Genomic DNA, 21,160 nt, shown 5'->3' with positions numbered 1-21,160 from the left:
GCGTCGGTGCGTCAGACGGCCGGAACGATGATGCCGCGAGCGGCGAGGGCCGCGTCGATCCGCGCAGTGACGTCGTCGACGTCGCCGAGACCGTCGACTGCCACGACGAGCCCCCGGGCCGTGAAGACCTCGATCAGCGGCGCGGTCTCGTGTGCGTAGAGGTCGAGCCGGTGGCGGATGACCTCCTCCGTGTCGTCGGTGCGACCCTGCTCGGCGGCACGCTTGAGGAGTCGTGAGACGACCTCTTCCGTGTCGGCCTGCAGCTGCACGACGGCGTCGAGGCTCGCGTCGTTCTCAGCGAGCAGAGCGTCGAGCGCGACGACCTGGTCGGTGGTCCGCGGGTACCCGTCGAGCAGGAAGCCCTCGACGGCGTCGGGCTGGTGGAGCCGGTCGCGGACGATCTCGTTCGTCAAGGAGTCGGGGACGTACCCGCCCTCGCTCACGATCGCCTGGACCTGCTTCCCGAGCGCCGTACCCTCCTTGATGTTCGCGCGGAAGATGTCGCCCGTCGAGATCGCGGGGATGTCGAAGCGCTCCGCGAGGAAGGCCGCCTGGGTGCCCTTGCCGGATCCCGGAGGACCGACGATGAGCAGACGGGGCTTGCCGGCCGCCGCGCTCAACGCAGGAGCCCTTCGTAGTGGCGCTGCTGGAGTTGCGAGTCGATCTGCTTGACCGTCTCGAGTCCGACACCCACGATGATGAGGATCGAGGCCCCACCGAACGGGAAGTTCGCGTTCGCACCGACCAGGGCCAGCGCGATGAGCGGCAGGAGGGCGATCAACCCCAGGTAGATCGATCCGGGCAGGGTCACGCGGGTCAGCACGTAGTCGAGGTACTCGGCCGTCGGGCGTCCGGCACGGATGCCGGGGATGAACCCGCCGTACTTCTTCATGTTGTCGGCGACCTCTTCAGGGTTGAAGGTGATCGCGACGTAGAAGTAGGTGAAGCCGACGATGAGCAGGAAGTACATGAGCATGTACAGCGGGTGGTCACCCTTGGTGAGGTACTGCTGGATCCACAGGACCCAGGGCGCCGGAGTGCCGGTCGTCGGCTGGTTGAACTGCGCGATGAGGGCCGGCAGGTACAGGATCGACGACGCGAAGATGACGGGCACCACACCGGCCATGTTGACCTTGATGGGGATGTAGGTGTTGTTGCCGCCGTACGTCCGGCGTCCGACCATGCGCTTCGCGTACTGCACGGGGATGCGACGTTGCGACTGCTCGACGAAGACGACGAGTCCGACGATCACGAGGCCGACAGCGAGCACGAGGAGGAAGACCTCCGGGCCCTTCGCGGTCCAGATGGCGGCCAGCGAGCCCGGGAACGTGGCTGCGATCGAGGTGAAGATGAGGAGCGACATGCCGTTGCCGACGCCGCGCTCGGTGACGAGCTCGGCCATCCACATGACGAGGCCGGTGCCCGCGGTCATGGTGACGACCATGAGGAGCATGCCGTACCAGGTGCCGCCCTGGGCGGTGATGAGGTCGGCGCAGACGCCGCCCTGGTTGCCGAACAGTGCACCGCTCTTGGCGACCGTGATGAGCGTCGTCGACTGGAGGATGCCGAGGAAGATCGTGAGGTACCGCGTGTACTGCGTCAGCTTGCCCTGGCCGGCCTGGCCTTCTTTGTGCAGCGTCTCGAAGTGCGGGATGACCACGCGGAGGAGCTGGACGATGATCGACGCGGTGATGTAGGGCATGATGCCCAGCGCGAAGATGGAGAGTTGGAGGAGCGCGCCACCACTGAAGAGGTTGACGAGCTCGTAGAGGCCTGATGCGCCGGCGGCCTGCTGGTTCGCGAGGCACTGCTGCACGTTCGGGAAGTTCACGAACGGAGCGGGGATGAAGGACCCCAGCCGGTAGATGGCGATGATCCCGAGTGTGAACCCGATCTTGCGACGAAGATCCGGGGTCCGGAAGATCCGGCCGATGGCGCTGAACAAAAGGGGCCTCCTGTGAGATGTTGCGGGGTCGGCCCGGGTGACCGGCATGATGCCGGCCACCCGAGTGAGCTCCTGTGCGGAGCCGGCCGAGGGCTACTTGACGCTGCCCCCGGCTGCCACGATCTTCTGCTCAGCTGAGCCGGAGACCTTGTCAACCGCGACATTCAGCTTAACCGAGATGTCACCGTTTCCGAGAACCTTGACCTTCTCGTTCTTCCGGACGGCACCCTTGGCGACGAGGTCCACCGTGGTGACGTCGCCACCCTTCGGGTACAGCTCGGCGAGCTTCTCCAGGTTCACGACCTGGTACTCGACGCGGAAGGGGTTCTTGAAGCCACGGAGCTTCGGGGTGCGCATGTGCAGCGGCATCTGCCCACCCTCGAAGCCGACCTTGACGTTGTAACGCGCCTTCGTACCCTTGGTACCGCGACCGGCGGTCTTACCCTTGGACGCCTCACCGCGGCCGACGCGCATCCGGGACTTCTTGGCACCGGCGGCGGGACGGAGGTGGTGCACCTTCAGGACCTGCTCGCGCTTCTCAGCGGGCTCGTCCTTCGCGGGCTTCTTGGCTGCGGTGGCCTTGGGGGCCGCCTTCGCCTTGGGTTCGGCCTTCGCGGCAGCCGCCTTCGGAGCTGCCTTGGCAGCGGCCTTGGGGGCCTTCTCCTCAGTGGTTTCGTTCTTCTCAGCCATTAGTCGATCTCCTCAACCTGTACGAGGTGAGCAACAGTGTTCACGTAGCCGCGGTTCTGCGCGTTGTCCGGACGGACGACGACAGCACCGATGCGACGGAGACCCAGGCTGCGAAGCGTGTCGCGCTGGTTCTGCTTCTCACTAATTCTGCCCTTGATCTGGGTGATCCTCAGCTGGGCCATCAGGCACCTACCTTCGCAGCAGCGGCCGCCTGAACGGCCTCTGCCTCTGCACGGAGCAGGCGGGCCGGAGCGACCTGGTCGAACTCGAGACCACGACGGGCTGCGACGGCACGAGGTTCCTCGAGCTGCTTCAGCGCCGTGACGGTCGCGTGGACGATGTTGATCGTGTTGGACGAACCGAGCGACTTGCTCAGCACGTCGTGGATGCCGGCGCACTCGAGGACGGCGCGGACGGGACCACCGGCGATGACACCGGTACCAGCGGCGGCGGGGCGCAGGAGCACCACACCGGCTGCTGCCTCACCCTGGGTGGGGTGCGGGATGGTCGAGCCGACGCGCGGGACGCGGAAGAAGTTCTTCTTCGCCTCTTCGACGCCCTTCGCGATCGCGAGCGGGACTTCGCGGGCCTTGCCGTAGCCGACGCCGACCATGCCGTTGCCGTCACCGACGACCACGAGGGCGGTGAAGCTGAAGCGACGACCACCCTTCACGACCTTCGAGACACGGTTGATGGTCACGACGCGCTCCAGGAACTGGCTCTTGTCGCTGTCGCGGCTACCGCGGTCGCGGTTGGGGTTGCGCTCACGGCCTCCGCGGCGCGCCTCGCGCGGCTCGCGGTCGCCGGTGGGCGCCGTCGATGCCGCGGTCTCGACCGGGGCCTCGGCCACGGTCGCCACAGGCTCTTGCTGCTGCTTGTTGTCTTCGCTCACAGGTTCAATCCGCCCTCTCGAGCACCATCGGCAATTGCTGCCACGCGACCTGCGTAGCGGTTGCCTCCACGGTCAAATACGACATCGTCGATGCCGGCTGCCTTGGCACGCTCGGCGATGAGTTCGCCGACCTTGCGCGACTTGGCGGTCTTGTCGCCGTCGAACGTCCGGAGGGTGTCCTCCATGGTCGAGGCGGAGACGAGGGTGTGACCCTTCGTGTCATCGACAACCTGCACGAACACGTGACGGGCTGAACGGTTGACGACGAGGCGCGGACGGACCGCGGTGCCCTCGACCTTCTTGCGCAGACGCGTGTGGCGACGGCCACGTGCGGCAGTCTTCGTTGGACGAGCCATGGTTACTTACCAGCCTTTCCGGCCTTGCGACGCACGATCTCGCCGGCGTAGCGCACACCCTTGCCCTTGTACGGCTCGGGCTTGCGGATCTTACGGATGTTGGCGGCGACCTCGCCGACGGCCTGCTTGTCGATACCGGCGACCGTGAGCTTGTTGTTGCCCTCGACGGTCAGCGTGATGCCGACCGGCGGCTCGACGGTGACGGGGTGCGAGAAGCCGAGCGCGAACTCGACGGCGCTGCCCTTCTGAGCGACGCGGTAACCGGTACCGACGACCTCGAGGCCCTTGGTGTAGCCCTGGGTGACGCCGATGATCTGGTTCGCGATGAGCGTGCGGGTCAGGCCGTGGAGCGAGCGCGAGTTGCGCTCGTCGTCGGGACGCGTGACGAGCAGCTGTGCGTCTTCGAGCTTGACCTCGATGGGGCTCGCGACGGTGAGCTGGAGCTCACCCTTCGGGCCCTTGACGGTGACGTTCTGACCGGCGACGTCGATGGTGACGCCTGCCGGGATGTCGATGGGGAGTCTTCCAATACGAGACATGACTGGCTACCACACGTAGGCGAGGACTTCCCCACCCACGCCCTTCTTCTCGGCCTGGCGGTCCGTGAGGAGGCCGCTGGAGGTGGACAGGATGACGACGCCGAGGCCGCCGAGGACCTTGGGGATCTCGTTCGACTTCGCGTAGACGCGGAGGCCGGGCTTCGAGACGCGCTTGATGCCGGCGATGGAGCGCTCGCGGTTCGGGCCGAACTTGAGGCTCAGTGAGAGCGTCTGTCCGACGGCCGCGTCAGCGACCTCCCAGCCGGAGATGTAGCCCTCGGACTTGAGGATCTCGGCGATGTTCACCTTGAGCTTGGAGTGCGGCATCGACACGGTGTCGTGGTGCGCCGAGTTCGCATTGCGCAGTCTGGTCAGCATGTCTGCGACCGGATCTGTCATGGTCATATCGAGTGTTTCCTTTGTTCACCAGGTTTCGACATCCTGTGCAAGGGTGCCGACCTGTGGTGGTTGAACCGTTCTGGGCAGGAGTGCCCCGAACGGGCGGAAGCCCGGTCCTCGACATACACCGAGGACCGGGCAGAAGCTCAGCCTACTTGGACTCAGCCGCCTTGAACGGGAAGCCGAGCGCCTTGAGCAGCGCGCGACCCTCGTCGTCGTTCTTGGCCGTGGTCACGACGGTGATGTCGAAGCCGCGGACACGATCGATCTTGTCCTGGTCGATCTCGTGGAACATGGACTGCTCCTGGAGACCGAAGGTGTAGTTGCCGTTGCCGTCGAACTGCTTGTCCGAGAGACCGCGGAAGTCGCGGATACGCGGAAGAGCGAGGCTCAGCAGGCGGTCGAGGAACTCCCACGCGCGGTCGCCACGAAGCGTGACGTGAGCGCCGATGGGCTGACCCTCGCGCAGCTTGAACTGCGCGATGGACTTGCGTGCCTTGGTGACCTGCGGCTTCTGGCCGGTGATCTTGGTGAGGTCCGAAACAGCGCCGTCGATGACCTTGCTGTCGCGAGCGGCCTCGCCCACACCGGTGTTGACGACGACCTTCACGAGTCCGGGCACCTGGTGCACGTTCGTGAAGCCGAAGTCCTTCTGCAGCTGCGGAAGGATCTCAGCGCGGTACTTCTGCTTGAGACGGGGCTGGATTTTGCCAGTCGCCACTTCTGTGTCGGTCATTACAGGTCCTTACCTGACTTCTTGGCGTAACGAACGCGGACCGTCTTGGTGACGCCGTCCTTCGTGACTTCCTCGTTGCGGTGGCCGACCTTGGTCGGGCCCTTGGTCTCCGGGTCGACGAGCGCGACGTTGGAGATGTGGATCGAAGCCTCGACGGTCTCGATGCCGCCGGTCTTCGTTCCACGCTGGGTCTGGCCGACACGGGAGTGCTTCGTGACGTAGTTGACGCCCTCCACGATCACCCGGTTCTTGTCCGCCAGGACCTCGATGACGCGACCCTGCTTGCCGCGGTAACCACCGCGGTCCTGCTTCGGGCCGGAGACGACCTGAACCAGGTCGCCCTTCTTGATCTTTGCCATGACTTAGATAACCTCCGGCGCCAACGAGACGATCTTCATGAACTTCTTGTCACGAAGCTCGCGACCGACCGGTCCGAAGATGCGGGTACCACGGGGGTCCCCGTCAGCCTTCAGGATGACAGCGGCGTTCTCGTCGAACTTGATGTACGAACCGTCGGAACGACGGGTCTGCTTGCGGGTGCGGACGATGACCGCCTTGACGACGTCGCCCTTCTTGACGTTGCCACCGGGGATCGCGTCCTTGACGGTCGCGACGATGGTGTCACCGAGGCCCGCGTAGCGGCGGCCGGAGCCACCGAGCACGCGAATGGTCAGGAGCTCCTTGGCGCCGGTGTTGTCGGCGACCTTGACTCGTGATTCTTGCTGAAGCATTGTTCGCTTTCCTCTCAGTAAGCCGCGAGGCCTACTTGGCCTTCTCGAGAATCTCGACCAGACGCCAGCGCTTGGTGGCGCTGGTGGGGCGGGTCTCGCTGATCAGGACGAGGTCGCCGATGCCGGCGGAGTTCGCCTCGTCGTGAGCCTTGACCTTGGAGGTGCGGCGGATGACCTTGCCGTAGAGCGGGTGCTTCACGCGGTCCTCGACCTCTACGACGATGGTCTTCTCCATCTTGTCGCTGGTCACCAGACCACGGCGGGTCTTGCGGTAGCCACGAGCAGCGGCGTCCTTGACGTCGTGCTCGGCCGACTCGTGACCCTCGGGGGCCTTGTCAGTAGCGGTAGCCATGTCTAGGCCTCCTTCGTGGTCTCGGCGTCGGCTGCAGCGGTGTCCTCGGACTTCGGTGCGGCCTTGGCCTTCTTGGTCTTCTTCTCGGCCTTGGCCTCGACGACCTCGACGGTCGGCGTGGCCCGGATGCCGAGCTCGCGCTCACGGATGACCGTGTAGATGCGAGCGATGTCGCGCTTCACGGCGCGCAGGCGGCCGTGGTTCTCGAGCTGCCCCGTGGCCGACTGGAAGCGCAGGTTGAACAGCTCTTCCTTGGCCTTGCGGAGCTCCTCGATGAGGCGCTGGTCTTCAAAGGTGTCGAGCTCGACGGGGGTGAGCTCCTTGGATCCGATCGCCATTATGCGTCGCCCTCCTCGCGCTTGATGATGCGTGCCTTGAGGGGCAGCTTGTGGATTGCACGGGTCAGCGCCTCGCGGGCCAGGGTCTCATCGACTCCGGCGACCTCGAACAGCACACGACCCGGCTTGACGTTCGCGACCCACCACTCGGGCGAACCCTTACCGGAACCCATGCGGGTTTCGGCGGGCTTCTTGGTCAGCGGACGGTCGGGGTAGATGTTGATCCACACCTTTCCGCCACGCTTGATGTGACGCGTCATGGCGATACGAGCGGACTCGATCTGACGGTTGGTCACGTAAGCGGGCGTCAGGGCCTGGATACCGAACTCACCGAACGACACCTTGGTGCCACCGGTCGCCTGGCCGGAACGGCCGGGGTGGTGCTGCTTCCGGTGCTTGACTTTGCGTGGGATCAACATGGTTATGCCTCAACTCCTGCGGCGGCGGGCGCCTCGGCAGCTGCCTTGGGGGCGCTGCTCGGACCGGCGTTCCGACGGGGGCGGTCGCCACCGTCGCGACGTTCCGGACGCGTCGACTTCTGGTTGGCCTGCTCGCGAGCAAGCTCCTTGTTGGTGATGTCGCCCTTGTAGATCCAGACCTTCACGCCGATACGGCCGAACGTGGTCTTCGCCTCGTAGAAGCCGTAGTCGATGTTCGCGCGGAGGGTGTGCAGCGGCACACGGCCTTCGCGGTAGAACTCGGAACGGCTCATCTCGGCGCCGCCGAGGCGGCCGGACACCTGGATGCGGACACCCTTGACGGTGGACGTGCGCTGAGCGCCCTGCAGGCCCTTACGCATCGCGCGGCGGAATGCCACACGTGCGGAGAGCTGCTCGGCGATGCCCTGCGCGACGAGCTGAGCGTCGGCCTCGGGGTTCTTGACCTCGAGGATGTTCAGCTGGATCTGCTTCTTCGTGAGCTTCTCGAGGTCGGCGCGGATGCGCTCGGCCTCGGCGCCACGGCGACCGATCACGATGCCCGGACGGGCGGTGTGGATGTCGACGCGGACGCGGTCACGGGTGCGCTCGATCTCGATGCGGCTGACACCAGCGCGGTCGAGCGAGGTCGCCAGCAGACGGCGGATCTTGACGTCTTCCGCGACGAAGTCGCTGTAACGCTGACCCTTCTTCGTGCTGTCGGAGAACCAACGCGACACGTGGTCGGTCGTGATTCCCAGACGGAAGCCGTATGGATTGACTTTCTGACCCATTACTTGCTCACCTTCTTGGCCTTGGCAGCGCCGGCAGTCTCATCAGGCGTCGAGAGCTCGACGGTGATGTGGCTGGTGCGCTTGAGGATGCGGAACGCGCGGCCCTGTGCGCGGGGACGGAAACGCTTGAGGGTTGCACCCTCGTCGACGTACGCCTTCGCGATGTACAGGTCCTGCTCGTCAAGGAACACGTTGTCCTTGTCGGCCGTGACGCGAGCGTTCGCGATGGCCGAGGCAACGAGCTTGTAGATGGGCTCGCTGGCGCTCTGTGGTGCGAACTTCAGGATGGCCAAGGCCTCCTGAGCCTGCTTGCCACGGATGAGCGCGACGACACGACGGGCCTTCTGGGGGGTGACGCGGATGTGTCGCACGCGGGCGATCGACTCCACCATTTCTCTTCCTCCTTCACGTCACCGCGTTAGCGGCGACGGCCCTTCTTGTCGTCCTTCACGTGTCCACGGAAGGTGCGGGTGGGCGCGAACTCGCCGAGCTTGTGCCCGACCATCGTCTCGGTGACGAACACCGGGATGTGCTTGCGACCGTCGTGGACGGCGATGGTGTGACCCAGCATCGCCGGGATGATCATCGATCGACGCGACCAGGTCTTGATCACGTTCTTGTTGTTGGCCTCGTTCGCCGTGACGACCTTGCGGAGCAGGTGGTCGTCGACGAAGGGGCCCTTCTTGAGACTGCGTGGCATCTTCTCTTACTCCTACTTACGCTTCTTGCCGGCGGTACGACGACGAACGATGAGCTTGTCGCTTTCCTTGTTGGGGTGGCGCGTGCGGCCTTCCTTCTGGCCCCACGGGCTGACCGGGTGACGTCCACCGGAGGTCTTGCCCTCACCACCACCGTGCGGGTGGTCGATCGGGTTCATCGCGACACCACGGACGGTCGGGCGGACGCCCAGCCAGCGCTTACGGCCGGCCTTACCCCAGTTGATGTTCGACTGCTCGGCGTTGCCGACCTCACCGATGGTGGCGCGGCAGCGCAGGTCGACGTTGCGGATCTCACCGGACGGCAGACGGAGCTGCGCGTACGGGCCGTCCTTCGCGACGAGACGCACCGATGCACCCGCGGAGCGGGCCATCTTCGCGCCGCCGCCGGGACGGAGCTCGATCGCGTGGATGACCGTACCGGTGGGGATGTTCTTCAGCGGCAGGTTGTTGCCGGGCTTGATGTCCGCGCCGGCACCCGACTCGACCACGTCGCCCTGGCTGAGCTTGTTCGGAGCCAGGATGTAGCGCTTGGTGCCGTCCACGAAGTGGAGCAGCGCGATACGCGCGGTGCGGTTGGGGTCGTACTCGATGTGAGCGACCTTGGCGTTGACGCCGTCCTTGTCGTTGCGACGGAAGTCGATCAGACGGTACTGGCGCTTGTGGCCACCACCGATGTGACGCGTCGTGATGCGGCCCTGGTTGTTGCGACCACCGGACTTCGACAACGGACGAAGCAGCGACTTCTCCGGCGTGGTGCGGGTGATCTCCGCGAAGTCCGCGACAGACGAACCGCGACGACCAGGAGTCGTGGGCTTGTACTTACGAATAGCCATTTCTTATTCCTCTTCGTTCCCGGCCGTCTTAGCCAACAGCCGTGAAGATGTCGATGGAACCCGACTTGAGCGACACGATGGCGCGCTTGGTGTCCTTGCGCTTGCCGGTGCCGAACTTGGTGCGACGGGTCTTGCCCTGACGGGTGAGGGTGTTGATCGAAGCGACCTCGACACCGAAGATCTTCTCGATGGCGAGCTTGATCTCGGTCTTGTTCGAGCGCGGGTCGACGAGGAAGGTGTACTTACCTTCGTCGATCAGGCTGTAGCTCTTCTCGGAGACGACCGGCGCGAAGATGACGTCGCGGGGGTCCTTGTTGATCGCGGTCATGCCGAGACCTCCTCGGTTGCGGCCGTGTTGCCGGTCTTGCTGGCGACGAATGCCTCGAAGGCGGCCTTGGTGAAGACGATGTCGTCGGAGACGAGCACGTCGTATGCGTTCAGCTGGTCGTACGACAGCACGTGCACGTTCTGCAGGTTGCGGACGCTGCGGAGGCTGAGCTCGTCGTCGCGCTGGAGGACGATCAGGACGTGCTTCGAGGAAGCGACGTTCGTCAGGTACTCGGACACGGCCTTCGTCGACGGCTTCTCACCGATCGAGAGGGAGTCGACGACGTGCAGGCGGCTGCCGCGTGCGCGGTCGGAGAGGGCGCCGAGGAGAGCCGCGGCGATCATCTTCTTGGGGGTGCGCTGTGCGTAGTTGCGGGGCACTGGACCGTGGACGATGCCACCGCCGGTCATCTGAGGTGCACGGATGGAGCCCTGACGAGCGTTACCGGTACCCTTCTGCTTGAACGGCTTGCGGCCGGCACCGGACACTTCGCCGCGGCGCTTGGTCTTGTGCGTCCCCTGGCGGGCGGCAGCGAGCTGCGCGACGACCACCTGGTGGATGAGCGGGATGTTGGTCTGAACGTCGAACACCTCGGCAGGAAGGTCGACGGTGCCGGCCTTCTTGAGCTTGGTGTCGAGCACGTCGAGAGTAGCGATAGCCATGGAACTACGCTCCCTTCACTGCGGTGCGGACGAATACGATACGGCCACGAGCGCCGGGAACGGCACCCTTGACGAGCAGCAGGCCCTTCTCGGCGTCGATGGCGTGAACCCGGAGGTTCAGCACGGTGACGCGCTCGCCACCCATACGACCGGCCATGCGCATGCCCTTGAAGACACGGCTCGGGGTCGAGGAGGCGCCGATGGAGCCCGGCTTGCGGTGGTTGCGGTGAGCACCGTGAGATGCGCCCATGCCCTTGAAGTTGTGACGCTTCATGACACCGGCGAAACCCTTACCCTTCGAAGTGCCGACGACGTCGACCTTCTGGCCGGCCTCGAAGACACCGTCGACGGTGAGCTCCTGGCCGAGCGAGTACTCGGATGCGTCGGCGGTGCGGACCTCGGTGAGGTGGCGACGCGGCGTCACGCCGGCCTTGTCGAAGTGACCCGCGTCAGGCTTGCTGACCTTGCGGGGATCGATCTGGCCGTACGCGATCTGCACGGCGTCGTAGCCGTCGACCTCGGGGGTGCGAACCTGCGTGACCACGTTGGGCGTGATCTCGATGACGGTGACGGGGACGAGCTTGTTGTTCTCGTCCCACACCTGGGTCATGCCGAGCTTGGTGCCGAGCAGACCCTTGCTGGTCTTCGTGTTAGACATGTCTTCCTTCCGTCTCTACCGAGCTCAGAGCTTGATCTCGATGTTGACGTCCGCCGGCAGGTCGAGACGCATGAGCGAGTCGACGGCCTTCGGGGTCGGGTCGATGATGTCGATCAGACGCTTGTGGGTGCGCATTTCGAAGTGCTCCCGGCTGTCCTTGTACTTGTGCGGCGAACGGATCACGCAGACCACGTTCTTCTCCGTCGGAAGCGGCACCGGGCCGACGACGGTTGCGCCTGCACGGGTGACCGTGTCGACGATCTTGCGCGCCGAAGTATCGATGACCTCATGGTCATACGACTTCAGTCGGATGCGGATCTTCTGTCCCGCCATGTGTGACTCACTCTCTGTCTCGCGTCATGCGGATCGCTCCGTATTGGACGCATATCGTGCGCTTTGCAACGTTCGGTTGCTCCACGCCATTGGCACTACTGGTGTCGCACCACTGTTCTGCTGTCAACGACCACTCGTGTCTTGCGACCCTCGTGGTCATCCACCGGGTTCCACCCCGACTCGTGGTCGGCGCTGGGCGTAGCACTGCTACGACCTGGATTGCGATGAAGTGATTGGTGTTCTGCTACCCGCGGCCTAGGCTCGATCCCTGTCGCGTTGCCGCGTCTGGGAGCTCCTATGCACTACCTGGCAGTGATCCGCCGGAGCGCGCACAGGCACGCTCGTCCGAAGTACTGAACTGGACTAGTTTGCCACGGATCCACCATGCGTGCAACCCGGGCGTGTCGCGGGCGTCGGATGGTCAGGATCCGCCCAGTCTCGGGCGTTCCGAGCACCGAGGCGCCGCTGCTCAGCAGGGCTCGACGACGTTGTCGACCTCGACCGGACGCACCCCCGGAGTGCCCAGGAACCGCACGGCGTCGACCGTCGCACCGGACACGTCCGCATCGACGTCGAGCGTCACCGTCGAGCCCGGCGCGATCGTCACCACCATGTAGGCCACCGGGCGTCCGTCGTCCGATCCGGCCGTGTACGGGACCTCGGTGCCGTCCACGCGAACCGAGCGGATGTCGGCACCGTCGGGCGCGTAGGCCATGAACCGCAGGCGCATCCAACCACGAGGGAGCCCCTCACGCTCGTGGAACCCCGCGATGTAGTCGAACGCCTCCGTGTCGAGCTCCGACTCCGTGTCGATCGTGTTCGAGAGTTCCGACGCGACCATCACTGTGCGCGTCCCATCGACGTCGCACGAGCCCGCACGGACACGGATCTGCTGTCGGAGGTAGTACTCGAGCTTGGAGCCGACCGCGTCCGAGAGGTACAGCCCGAACGGCACCGAACGGGACGAGCGCTCGGGCAAGCCGCCGCCGACCCCGGCGAGCACCAACGCCCGTTCCTCGACGCGGTCGGGACTCCAGGCGAGCAGACGCCGCTCGTCGACCGCCTGCACCCAGCCGCCGATCGCCCGGGGGACCGACATGGACCCCGCCTGCAGCTGCGAGGTGAGCGCCTGGACGACGGCGGTGAAGGTGGCGTCCTGCGCCCGGTTCGCCTCGTCGCTGAGACCGGGATGATCCCGGTAGACGCCGTTCAGGAGTTCGTCGACCGCCGTGTCGCTCGACAGCTCTGTACCGTCGGCAAGGACCACGGGGCCGGTCGCTCGCAACAGGTGGGACAACGCGACCGGGTCGACGGCGAGCACCAGATCGGGCGTGACGCCCTGACTCTCCTGCCACAGCCTCGAGGCCACCTGCGCACCGTAGGGGAAGTCCGGCCTCGCCGTCACCTCATGGATGGAGGTGCCCGCGGTAGCGTATCCCTCGGTCCGGTAGAGCGCGTCGGCATCGGCCGGGAGGGGCACCACCGGATCGGCGTGCGACACGAAGTCCGCGCCGCCGAGGGCCCTCGTCACGCTGAGCACCCCATCCTCGATGTGCACGAGCACCGAAGCTCCCGCGATGCCCCCGAGGGCTCGGCTCTCCGCCGAGTTCTGGAACAGGACGACCACGTCTCGCGGCCCGTCCTCCCCCAGGAACCCGGGCAGCGCGCGAAGCACCGGTGCGAGCCGAGCAGCGAGCGGCGACGCCTCGCGCAGCGGACCGTCGAGCCCGACCAGCGCCGACGCCACCTGCGGGAGGAGCACCGAGTGGTCGAGGCGGTCGAGGCGCGCCACCTGCTCCTCGAGTCGCTCGAGCGCACGCGCCGAGGTGCGGGCGATGCTCCCCACCCGCGCCGCGTCCAGTCGTCCGTCGACCGCCAGTCCGTCGAGGGACAGGCCGAGGACCGGCTCGACGACCTCGTCGACGACGACGTGCGCCGCCTCGACGGCCGTGCGCACCGCCTCGAAGTTGGCCCCGGAGACGGGCACGCGTTCCGCGAGCCACCAGTCAGGCCGCTGCGTCGACGCCAGGGCCCGCTCGACCGCATCGCCGGCACGCTGCACGCCGTCGGGATCGATCGCGTCGGTGCCGACGCCATCGACGCCCGCTCGGATCGCCTCGATCTCAGGCAGGACCGAAGCGAGATCGTCCCGGACGGACATGGCTTCCACCGCCGCCGACACGGTGGCTCCGACGATGCCGAGCAGGATGGACAGGACGAAGACGCCCGGGATCAGGACACGTGGGCGCGACAGACGACGTGGACGGATGGACGAACGGGACACGGTCACCTCGGGCGGCTCGATACAGAATGGGTCGACCGATATCTTACATATGAGTGGCCGGGCCCTGAGCGGCCGACAGCACGCACGACGAAGGGCCCGGAGCGGAATGCTCCGGGCCCTTCGTGTGGAACCGTGTCGACCCTGAGGTCGATCAGGGGTTCGCGTCAGCGGATGCTTACGCGAGCACCTTGGTGACGGTGCCGGCGCCGACGGTGCGGCCACCCTCACGGATGGCGTAACCGAGGCCGACCTCCATGGCGATGGGCTGGATCAGCTCAACGGTCATGTCGGTGGTGTCGCCGGGCATGACCATCTCGGTGCCCTCGGGCAGCGTGATGACGCCGGTGACGTCGGTGGTGCGGAAGTAGAACTGCGGACGGTAGTTCGCGTAGAACGGGTTGTGACGCCCACCCTCATCCTTGGACAGGATGTACGCGGTGCCCTCGAAGTTCGTGTGCGGCGTGACCGAACCCGGCTTCACGACGACCTGGCCGCGCTCGACGTCTTCACGCTTCGTGCCACGGAGCAGGAGACCACAGTTCTCGCCGGCCCATGCCTCGTCGAGCTGCTTGTGGAACATCTCGATACCCGTGACGATCGTCTTCTGCGTCGGGCGGATGCCGACGATCTCGACCTCGGAGTTGATCGCGAGCGTGCCACGCTCGGCGCGGCCCGTGACGACGGTTCCACGACCGGTGATCGTGAAGACGTCCTCGATCGGCATGAGGAAGGGCTTGTCCTTGTCGCGCACGGGGTCGGGGACGTTGGCGTCCACGGCGTCCATGAGGTCGAGGATGCTCTGCACCCACTTCTCGTCGCCCTCGAGCGCCTTGAGGCCCGAGACGCGGACGACCGGTGCGTCCTCAGCGAAGCCCTGCGAGGCGAGGAGCTCGGAGACCTCGAGCTCGACGAGCTCCAGGATCTCCTCGTCGTCGACCATGTCGGACTTGTTCAGCGCGACGAGCAGGTAGGGCACGCCGACCTGCTTGGCGAGCAGCACGTGCTCACGCGTCTGAGCCATCGGGCCGTCAGTGGCGGCGACGACCAGGATCGCGCCGTCCATCTGCGCAGCACCGGTGATCATGTTCTTGATGTAGTCGGCGTGACCGGGGGCGTCGACGTGCGCGTAGTGGCGCTTCGGGGTCTCGTACTCGACGTGCGAGATGTTGATCGTGATACCACGCTGACGCTCTTCCGGCGCGGAGTCGATCGACGCGAAGTCGCGCTGCACGTTGGTCGCGGACGGGAACTTGTCCGCCAGGACCTTCGAGATCGCCGCGGTGAGCGTGGTCTTGCCGTGGTCGACGTGACCGATCGTACCGATGTTGACGTGCGGCTTGGTCCGCTCGAACTTGGCCTTTGCCACTGTGAGTCCTCCTCAGGACGTTGTGCGGGACGCCGGGCACCATTCGATGCCCGACGCACTGCAGGGATGTGTATTCATGTTACGCGATCCGCCCGGGTGTTCGCACACCCGGCCGGACCGCGGTGAAGAGAGAGTGAGTGACTACTCGCCCTTGTTCTTCTGGATGATCTCGTCGGCGACAGCCTTCGGGACCTCCGCGTAGCTCTCGAACGTCATCGAGTACACGGCACGACCGGAGGTCTTCGACCGGAGGTCGCCGATGTAGCCGAACATCTCGGAGAGCGGCACGTTGGCACGGATGACCTTGACGCCGGTGGCGTCGTCCATGGACTGGATCTGTCCACGGCGCGAGTTGAGGTCTCCGATGACGTCGCCCATGTACTCCTCGGGAGTACGCACCTCGACCGCCATGAGCGGCTCGAGGAGGACGGGGTTGGCACGCGAGTAGGCCTCCTTGAGACCCATCGAGCCTGCGATCTTGAACGCCATCTCCGAGGAGTCGACGTCGTGCGCCGCACCATCGGTGATGATCGCCTTGACACCCACGACCGGGTAGCCGGCGAGGCCACCGACCTGCAGGGCGTCCTGGAAACCGGCGTCGATCGACGGGATGTACTCGCGCGGGATGCGACCACCGGTCACGGCGTTCACGAACTCGTAGGTCGTCTCCGGAGTGACGTCCATCGGCTCCAGATCGAACTGGATCTTCGCGAACTGACCCGAACCACCGGTCTGCTTCTTGTGCGTGTAGCCGTACTTCTCGACCTTGCGCTTGATGGTCTCGCGGTACGCGACCTGCGGCTTGCCGACGTTGGCCTCGACGTTGAACTCGCGCTTCATGCGGTCGACGAGGATGTCGAGGTGGAGCTCGCCCATGCCCTTGATGACCGTCTGGCCGGTCTCGGTGTTCTGCTCGGTGCGGAACGTCGGGTCCTCTTCGGCCAGCTTCTGGATCGCGGTGCCCAGCTTCTCCTGGTCGGCCTTGGTCTTCGGCTCGATCGCGACCTCGATGACGGGCTCCGGGAAGCTCATCGACTCGAGGACGACCTGGTGCTGCGGGTCGGACAGGGTGTCACCGGTGGTGGTGTCCTTCAGGCCGATGACCGCGTAGATGTGACCGGCGGTGACGAAGTCGACCGGGTTCTCCTTGTTGGCGTGCATCTGGAAGATCTTCCCGATGCGCTCCTTCTTGCCCTTGGTCGAGTTGATGATCTGCGCACCGGAGTCGAGACGACCCGAGTAGACGCGGACGTAGGTCAGGCGACCGAAGAACGGGTGCACCGCGACCTTGAACGCGAGCGCGGTGAAGGGCTCGGTCGAGTCGGGGTGACGCTCCACGACCTTCTCCTCGTCGCGCGCGTCGTGGGCCTCGATGGCCGGGACGTCGAGCGGGGAGGGGAGGTAGTCGATGACCGCATCGAGCATCGGCTGGACGCCGCGGTTCTTGAACGCGGAGCCGCAGAGGACCGGGTACATGGTGCTCGTGATGGTGAGGTGACGGATCGCGGCCTTGATCTCCGCGACGGTCAGCTCTTCGCCACCGAAGTACTTCTCCATGAGTGCGTCGTCGGTCTCGGCGACGGCCTCGAGGAGCGCGGTGCGGTACTCGGCCGCCTTCTCCTTGAGGTCTTCCGGGATCTCCTCGATGGCGTACTTGGCGCCCATCTCGACGTCACCCTTGGCGTCTCCGCGCCAGGTCAGCGCACGCATCTCGACGAGGTCGACGACGCCCTCGAAGTTGGACTCGGCACCGATCGGCAGCTGGATGACCAGCGGCTTCGCGCCGAGACGGCTGATGATCGTGTCGACGGTGAAGTAGAAGTCGGCGCCGAGCTTGTCCATCTTGTTGACGAAGCAGATGCGCGGGACGTCGTACTTGTCGGCCTGACGCCAGACGGTCTCGGACTGGGGCTCGACGCCCTCCTTGCCGTCGAACACCGCGACCGCGCCGTCGAGGACGCGGAGCGAACGCTCGACCTCGACCGTGAAGTCGACGTGGCCGGGGGTGTCGATGATGTTGATCTGGTTCTTGTTCCAGAAGCAGGTCGTCGCGGCGGACGTGATGGTGATGCCGCGCTCCTGCTCCTGCGCCATCCAGTCCATCGTCGACGCACCGTCGTGGGTCTCGCCGATCTTGTGGTTGACGCCCGTGTAGAACAGGATGCGCTCGGTGGTGGTGGTCTTGCCGGCATCGATGTGGGCCATGATGCCGATGTTGCGGACCTTGTTCAGGTCGGTGAGCACGTCTTGTGCCACGGGGTCCTCCGGGGATAGGTAGGGGTGAGCTGATTCACTCAGGTGTGCGAGGGCGGACGGATCGTCCGCCCTCGCATCGGGCGGCGACTACCAGCGGTAGTGCGCGAACGCCTTGTTCGACTCGGCCATCTTGTGCGTGTCTTCACGACGCTTGACGGCTGCACCGAGACCGTTCGATGCGTCGAGGATCTCGTTCTGGAGACGCTCGGTCATCGTCTTCTCACGGCGGCCCTTCGCGTAGCTCACGAGCCAGCGCAGGGCGAGGGTGTTGGCGCGGTGAGGCTTGACCTCGACCGGCACCTGGTAGGTGGAACCACCGACGCGGCGCGAACGCACCTCGAGGGTCGGGCGGACGTTGTCGAGCGCCTTCTTGAGCGTGACGACGGCGTCGCCCTGGTTCTTGGCGGTGACGCCTTCGAGTGCGTCGTAGACGATGCGCTCAGCGAGGCCCTTCTTGCCGTCCAGCAGGATCTTGTTGACGAGCTGGCTGACGATGGGGGCGCCGTAGACGGGATCGGCGACGACGGGACGCTTCGGAGCTGGACCCTTGCGAGGCATTACTTCTTCTCCATCTTCGCGCCGTAGCGGCTGCGAGCCTGCTTGCGGTTCTTGACGGCCTGCGTGTCGAGGGCGCCACGGACGATCTTGTAACGGACACCCGGGAGGTCCTTCACCCGACCACCACGGACCAGGACCAGCGAGTGCTCCTGGAGGTTGTGGCCCTCACCGGGGATGTACGCGGTGACCTCGGTGCCGTTGCGCAGCTTCACGCGGGCGACCTTGCGCATCGCCGAGTTCGGCTTCTTCGGGGTGGTGGTGTACACGCGGGTGCACACGCCGGCCTGCTGGGGGTTGCTCTTCAGGGCGGGCGCCTTGGTCTTGACGACCTTGGGGCTGCGGCCCTTCCGAACCAACTGCTGAATGGTTGGCACTACTTGCTCCTTGATGATGACTGCACGGTGACAGTGGTACTGCAGCATTCGTGGACCGGTCTCCCGGACCACGAGGTCGTATGGACCCACCGGTGACGCGCGAGTGCGCGTCACTGAAGTGGTGGGTATGCCGTGGGGGCGATCTGCAACCGGGACCAGCCCGGCGGGGATCAACCCGATGGTGCAAGACTGCTGTCCGCTCCCCCGAGCCAGGCTCCGGAGAACGTGGACAGCACGAGAGCGCACGACAGCGCGCACACCCAACCAAGACTAGCCCGCGGAGGGCCTGTGGTCAAACGACGACGACCCCCGGGAGCAGTGCTCCCAGGGGTCGTACAGCTGTCGGTCTAGGGGAAGGGGACGAACGTCGCGCCCTCGTCGGTGAAGCCCTCGACCGTGCCGCCGACGATGAAGTCGACCGGGTTGATGCTGTAGCCCGGGCCGGTCTGGCCGGTGGCCGGGTCGGTCAGCGTGCACGTCATCGACATGCGCCCGACGGTCTCGGAGTCGACGGCCCAGCCGCCGCCCGAGAACTCGCCGACCGTGAAGGTCGGGCGCGTGTCGAACTTCCAGGTCACGCCGGACGGCGTGAAGCCGGTGTCGTTGCGGATCTCGAAGGGGCACCCCTCGGGGGCGAGCTCCGTCGCGGCGCCGCAGCCGTCGATGTACGCGTTGACGGCCTCCTCGACGGCGGTCGTCCCGGCGTCGGTGAGGGCGACGGCGAGCGTCGCGGGTTCCGCGGCCTGACCGAAGCCCACGGCCGTCGTGGTGGTCGCCTCGGCGGTGTACCAGTCGCTCTCGCTGAGGGCGACGTCGTAGGTGCCGGGGAGTGCACGCAGCTGGTACGACCCCTCGGCGATCGGCTCGACGTCGGTGAGGTCGACACCGCCGACCGTCGCCACCGCGTCCTCAGGGGCGACCACGTCGACCTGGACCGTGCTGAGTTCCGGAGCCTCGAGCTTCCACTTGTCGAAGAGCACGGCGTCCTTGCCGACCTTGGTGAGCGTGAACTCCTGGTCGACGCTCTCGCCACCCTGGGTGAGGCGGGCTTGGACGGTCGCGGTGTTCCCGTTGGTCGTGGTCTTCCCGATCGTGTAGCCGGAGACCTTGCCGGACGCGGCCTTGTACGCGTCGTCCGTCAGGAGCACGTCGGCCGCCGACACCTCGGTGCCGGAGAGCTTGAGCGCCTGTTCGGCGTCACCCGACTTGAGGGCGTCGAGGTAGCTCTCGACCGTCACCTGCGGGGCGTGGAGCGCGTTGCCGACGGTGACACCGACGACGCCACCCACGATGATGAGGAGGAGGGCGCTGCCGCCGGCGATGATGCCGGTGAGCCCCTTCTTCGAGAGCTTCTTCTTCGGCGGCTGCTGGCCGCCGCCATACCCGCCGGCGCCCTGCGCGTAGGGCGCCTGACCGTACTGCTCGGTGGGCTGCTGACCGTACTGTCCCGTGGGCTGCTGGCCGTACTGACCGGTGCCCTGCTGACCGAACTGCTCGGTCGGCTGCTGGCCGTACTGCGCCGTCTGACCGTACTGACCGGTCTGCTGGCTGTACTGGTCGGACTGCTGGCCGTACTGGCCCGTCTGCTGGCTGTGCTGGCCGGACGGCTGCTCACCATACTGGCCGGACTGCTGCCCGTACTGCCCGGACGGCTGGGTCGGCGACTGCCCGTACGGCGACTGCTGTCCGTACTGGCCCGCCTGCTGCTGGCCCGAACCCGACTGCTGCGGGCCGTTGCCCTGCCATCCCTGCTGCGGGTCGGGCTGGGCGGGCGGTCGCTGCCACTGGGGCTGCTGCGGGTTCTGATCTCCGGGATCGGTCATGGTGTTGCGCCCCCAATGAGCATGGATCGTGCTGATGACAAGTGCTCGAAAGTATAGTGACGGGTGTCGGACAGCACGATGGGGAGATCTCCCCTCCTGCGTCCGGGTGAGCCCCGACGACTACCAGGGCGAGGTGGGGGAATCGAGCTCGAGCGCGAGGTCGTCGAGGAGTGCGGCGACCTGCGGTTCGACGTATCGCTCGACGGCGTCGTGGATGGCGAGCCGGTGCCCGACGAGGAGTTCGCAGATGCGGCGTCCTGTCTCGTTCGCGCACTGGTCGGCGAGGGCGATCTCGGTGCGCAGCGCCTCCTTCGCGTCGTCGGACAACGGCGGGGGTGGTGGAACGGTCCTCGCCTGGGACTCGCCGAGCTCCGCGAGGGTGAAGAGGTAGGGCTGCTCGGGATCCGGATCGGGGTCGAGCTGCAGCCCGTCGAACTCCGGGTCGAGCCCCTCCCCCGGACGGTAGGAACGCTGCGCCTCGCGCAGGTCGGCAGCACGCAGTTCGGCACGGAGGACGGGGAGGTTCCGCTCGGTGTACTCCGCCACCGCGTGGTCGACGAGGGCCTTCATCCGGGTGGCGAGGCCGTGCTGCACCTGGTGCGGCACGTCGTCGACGAGGCCTGCTGCGCGGAGGATCGGGGATCCGATGCACCGGCGGCAGATCCGGGTGCGTCCACGGTGTGCGGCGGGGTGCCAGCGCGGCAACCACCGGAGCCAGGCGTCGACGGCCTGGCTCACACTGGTCTCGAGCGAGCGCTCCATACTCACCGAGGGTAGT

At 66.1% G+C, this 21,160-nt stretch carries 29 protein-coding genes; all 29 read right to left on the bottom strand.

Annotation, left to right across the window (positions count from 1 at the left end; translation table 11 throughout):
- Positions 1–11: 11 nt before the first annotated feature.
- The 29 genes from BWO91_RS05465 to BWO91_RS05325 all read right to left on the bottom strand — a co-directional run bounded on the left by BWO91_RS05465 (position 12) and on the right by BWO91_RS05325 (position 21,144).
- Positions 12–620 carry an adenylate kinase gene (locus BWO91_RS05465; RefSeq protein WP_079001713.1) on the bottom strand — a complete coding sequence of 203 codons (609 nt, stop codon included), beginning with the start codon at positions 618–620 and terminating at the stop codon, positions 12–14.
- Complete coding sequence (gene secY, locus BWO91_RS05460; RefSeq protein WP_064296691.1) at positions 617–1,945, bottom strand: preprotein translocase subunit SecY; 1,329 nt, start codon at positions 1,943–1,945, stop codon at positions 617–619. The genes BWO91_RS05465 and secY overlap by 4 nt, the downstream gene beginning before the upstream one ends.
- Positions 1,946–2,038: 93 nt before the next feature.
- The gene (rplO, locus tag BWO91_RS05455; protein ID WP_079001712.1) at positions 2,039–2,635 is read right to left on the bottom strand and encodes a 50S ribosomal protein L15; all 597 of its coding nucleotides are present in this window, start codon (positions 2,633–2,635) and stop codon (positions 2,039–2,041) included.
- Positions 2,635–2,817: a 50S ribosomal protein L30 gene (gene rpmD / locus BWO91_RS05450; RefSeq protein WP_079001710.1), complete on the bottom strand. Its 183-nt coding sequence runs from the start codon at positions 2,815–2,817 to the stop codon at positions 2,635–2,637. Before rpmD ends, rplO begins: the two co-directional genes overlap by 1 nt.
- The gene (gene rpsE / locus BWO91_RS05445) at positions 2,817–3,485 is read right to left on the bottom strand and encodes a 30S ribosomal protein S5 (protein WP_229939737.1); all 669 of its coding nucleotides are present in this window, start codon (positions 3,483–3,485) and stop codon (positions 2,817–2,819) included. The genes rpmD and rpsE overlap by 1 nt, the downstream gene beginning before the upstream one ends.
- 38 nt (positions 3,486–3,523) lie before the next feature.
- Positions 3,524–3,883, bottom strand: a complete 360-nt coding sequence (gene rplR / locus BWO91_RS05440) for a 50S ribosomal protein L18 (protein ID WP_064296693.1) — start codon at positions 3,881–3,883, stop codon at positions 3,524–3,526.
- A 2-nt stretch (positions 3,884–3,885) separates the two neighbouring features.
- Positions 3,886–4,422: a 50S ribosomal protein L6 gene (rplF, locus tag BWO91_RS05435; RefSeq protein WP_064296694.1), complete on the bottom strand. Its 537-nt coding sequence runs from the start codon at positions 4,420–4,422 to the stop codon at positions 3,886–3,888.
- 6 nt (positions 4,423–4,428) lie between these two features.
- Positions 4,429–4,827, bottom strand: coding sequence for a 30S ribosomal protein S8 (gene rpsH / locus BWO91_RS05430; protein ID WP_064296695.1), 399 nt, complete (start codon positions 4,825–4,827; stop codon positions 4,429–4,431).
- 145 nt (positions 4,828–4,972) lie between these two features.
- Positions 4,973–5,557, bottom strand: a complete 585-nt coding sequence (rplE, locus tag BWO91_RS05425; protein ID WP_056008119.1) for a 50S ribosomal protein L5 — start codon at positions 5,555–5,557, stop codon at positions 4,973–4,975.
- Positions 5,557–5,916 carry a 50S ribosomal protein L24 gene (rplX, locus tag BWO91_RS05420; protein WP_056008121.1) on the bottom strand — a complete coding sequence of 120 codons (360 nt, stop codon included), beginning with the start codon at positions 5,914–5,916 and terminating at the stop codon, positions 5,557–5,559. The genes rplE and rplX overlap by 1 nt, the downstream gene beginning before the upstream one ends.
- Positions 5,917–5,919: 3 nt before the next feature.
- Positions 5,920–6,288 (bottom strand): 50S ribosomal protein L14, encoded by a 369-nt coding sequence (gene rplN / locus BWO91_RS05415; RefSeq protein WP_064296696.1) that lies wholly within the window; start codon positions 6,286–6,288, stop codon positions 5,920–5,922.
- 31 nt (positions 6,289–6,319) lie between these two features.
- Complete coding sequence (gene rpsQ, locus BWO91_RS05410) at positions 6,320–6,640, bottom strand: 30S ribosomal protein S17 (RefSeq protein WP_056008125.1); 321 nt, start codon at positions 6,638–6,640, stop codon at positions 6,320–6,322.
- A 2-nt stretch (positions 6,641–6,642) separates the two neighbouring features.
- Positions 6,643–6,978: a 50S ribosomal protein L29 gene (gene rpmC / locus BWO91_RS05405; protein ID WP_064296697.1), complete on the bottom strand. Its 336-nt coding sequence runs from the start codon at positions 6,976–6,978 to the stop codon at positions 6,643–6,645.
- Positions 6,978–7,397 carry a 50S ribosomal protein L16 gene (gene rplP, locus BWO91_RS05400; RefSeq protein ID WP_064296698.1) on the bottom strand — a complete coding sequence of 140 codons (420 nt, stop codon included), beginning with the start codon at positions 7,395–7,397 and terminating at the stop codon, positions 6,978–6,980. Before rplP ends, rpmC begins: the two co-directional genes overlap by 1 nt.
- Positions 7,398–7,399: 2 nt before the next feature.
- Positions 7,400–8,188, bottom strand: a complete 789-nt coding sequence (gene rpsC / locus BWO91_RS05395) for a 30S ribosomal protein S3 (RefSeq protein ID WP_064296699.1) — start codon at positions 8,186–8,188, stop codon at positions 7,400–7,402.
- Entirely contained in the window at positions 8,188–8,580 is a 393-nt protein-coding gene (gene rplV, locus BWO91_RS05390) for a 50S ribosomal protein L22 (RefSeq protein WP_056008137.1), read from the bottom strand. Before rplV ends, rpsC begins: the two co-directional genes overlap by 1 nt.
- Before the next feature lie 26 nt (positions 8,581–8,606).
- Positions 8,607–8,888, bottom strand: a complete 282-nt coding sequence (rpsS, locus tag BWO91_RS05385) for a 30S ribosomal protein S19 (RefSeq protein ID WP_064296700.1) — start codon at positions 8,886–8,888, stop codon at positions 8,607–8,609.
- 12 nt (positions 8,889–8,900) lie between these two features.
- Complete coding sequence (rplB, locus tag BWO91_RS05380; protein WP_071259508.1) at positions 8,901–9,740, bottom strand: 50S ribosomal protein L2; 840 nt, start codon at positions 9,738–9,740, stop codon at positions 8,901–8,903.
- A 28-nt stretch (positions 9,741–9,768) separates the two neighbouring features.
- Entirely contained in the window at positions 9,769–10,068 is a 300-nt protein-coding gene (rplW, locus tag BWO91_RS05375; RefSeq protein ID WP_056008147.1) for a 50S ribosomal protein L23, read from the bottom strand.
- Positions 10,065–10,730 (bottom strand): 50S ribosomal protein L4, encoded by a 666-nt coding sequence (gene rplD / locus BWO91_RS05370; protein ID WP_064296702.1) that lies wholly within the window; start codon positions 10,728–10,730, stop codon positions 10,065–10,067. The genes rplW and rplD overlap by 4 nt, the downstream gene beginning before the upstream one ends.
- Positions 10,731–10,734: 4 nt before the next feature.
- Positions 10,735–11,388 carry a 50S ribosomal protein L3 gene (rplC, locus tag BWO91_RS05365; protein ID WP_071259511.1) on the bottom strand — a complete coding sequence of 218 codons (654 nt, stop codon included), beginning with the start codon at positions 11,386–11,388 and terminating at the stop codon, positions 10,735–10,737.
- Positions 11,389–11,412: 24 nt separating this feature from the next.
- On the bottom strand, positions 11,413–11,721 hold the full coding sequence (rpsJ, locus tag BWO91_RS05360) for a 30S ribosomal protein S10 (RefSeq protein ID WP_005050520.1): 309 nt from the start codon (positions 11,719–11,721) through the stop codon (positions 11,413–11,415).
- 469 nt (positions 11,722–12,190) lie between these two features.
- Entirely contained in the window at positions 12,191–14,005 is a 1,815-nt protein-coding gene (locus BWO91_RS05355) for a DUF4012 domain-containing protein (protein ID WP_167620439.1), read from the bottom strand.
- A gap of 175 nt (positions 14,006–14,180) precedes the next feature.
- Positions 14,181–15,371 carry an elongation factor Tu gene (gene tuf / locus BWO91_RS05350; protein WP_064296705.1) on the bottom strand — a complete coding sequence of 397 codons (1,191 nt, stop codon included), beginning with the start codon at positions 15,369–15,371 and terminating at the stop codon, positions 14,181–14,183.
- 141 nt (positions 15,372–15,512) lie between these two features.
- Entirely contained in the window at positions 15,513–17,627 is a 2,115-nt protein-coding gene (gene fusA, locus BWO91_RS05345; protein WP_064296706.1) for an elongation factor G, read from the bottom strand.
- Positions 17,628–17,714: 87 nt separating this feature from the next.
- Positions 17,715–18,185: a 30S ribosomal protein S7 gene (gene rpsG / locus BWO91_RS05340; RefSeq protein WP_064296707.1), complete on the bottom strand. Its 471-nt coding sequence runs from the start codon at positions 18,183–18,185 to the stop codon at positions 17,715–17,717.
- The gene (gene rpsL, locus BWO91_RS05335; protein ID WP_056008169.1) at positions 18,185–18,559 is read right to left on the bottom strand and encodes a 30S ribosomal protein S12; all 375 of its coding nucleotides are present in this window, start codon (positions 18,557–18,559) and stop codon (positions 18,185–18,187) included. The genes rpsG and rpsL overlap by 1 nt, the downstream gene beginning before the upstream one ends.
- A gap of 347 nt (positions 18,560–18,906) precedes the next feature.
- On the bottom strand, positions 18,907–20,382 hold the full coding sequence (locus BWO91_RS05330; RefSeq protein ID WP_079001706.1) for a hypothetical protein: 1,476 nt from the start codon (positions 20,380–20,382) through the stop codon (positions 18,907–18,909).
- Positions 20,383–20,502: 120 nt separating this feature from the next.
- Positions 20,503–21,144: a hypothetical protein gene (locus BWO91_RS05325; protein WP_064296709.1), complete on the bottom strand. Its 642-nt coding sequence runs from the start codon at positions 21,142–21,144 to the stop codon at positions 20,503–20,505.
- Positions 21,145–21,160: the final 16 nt, after the last annotated feature.

Source organism: Plantibacter flavus (genome assembly GCF_002024505.1).
Lineage (GTDB): Bacteria > Actinomycetota > Actinomycetes > Actinomycetales > Microbacteriaceae > Plantibacter > Plantibacter flavus_A.
The sequence above is the reverse complement of the archived record's forward strand: the minus strand, read 5'-3'. Positions and strand labels throughout refer to the sequence as shown.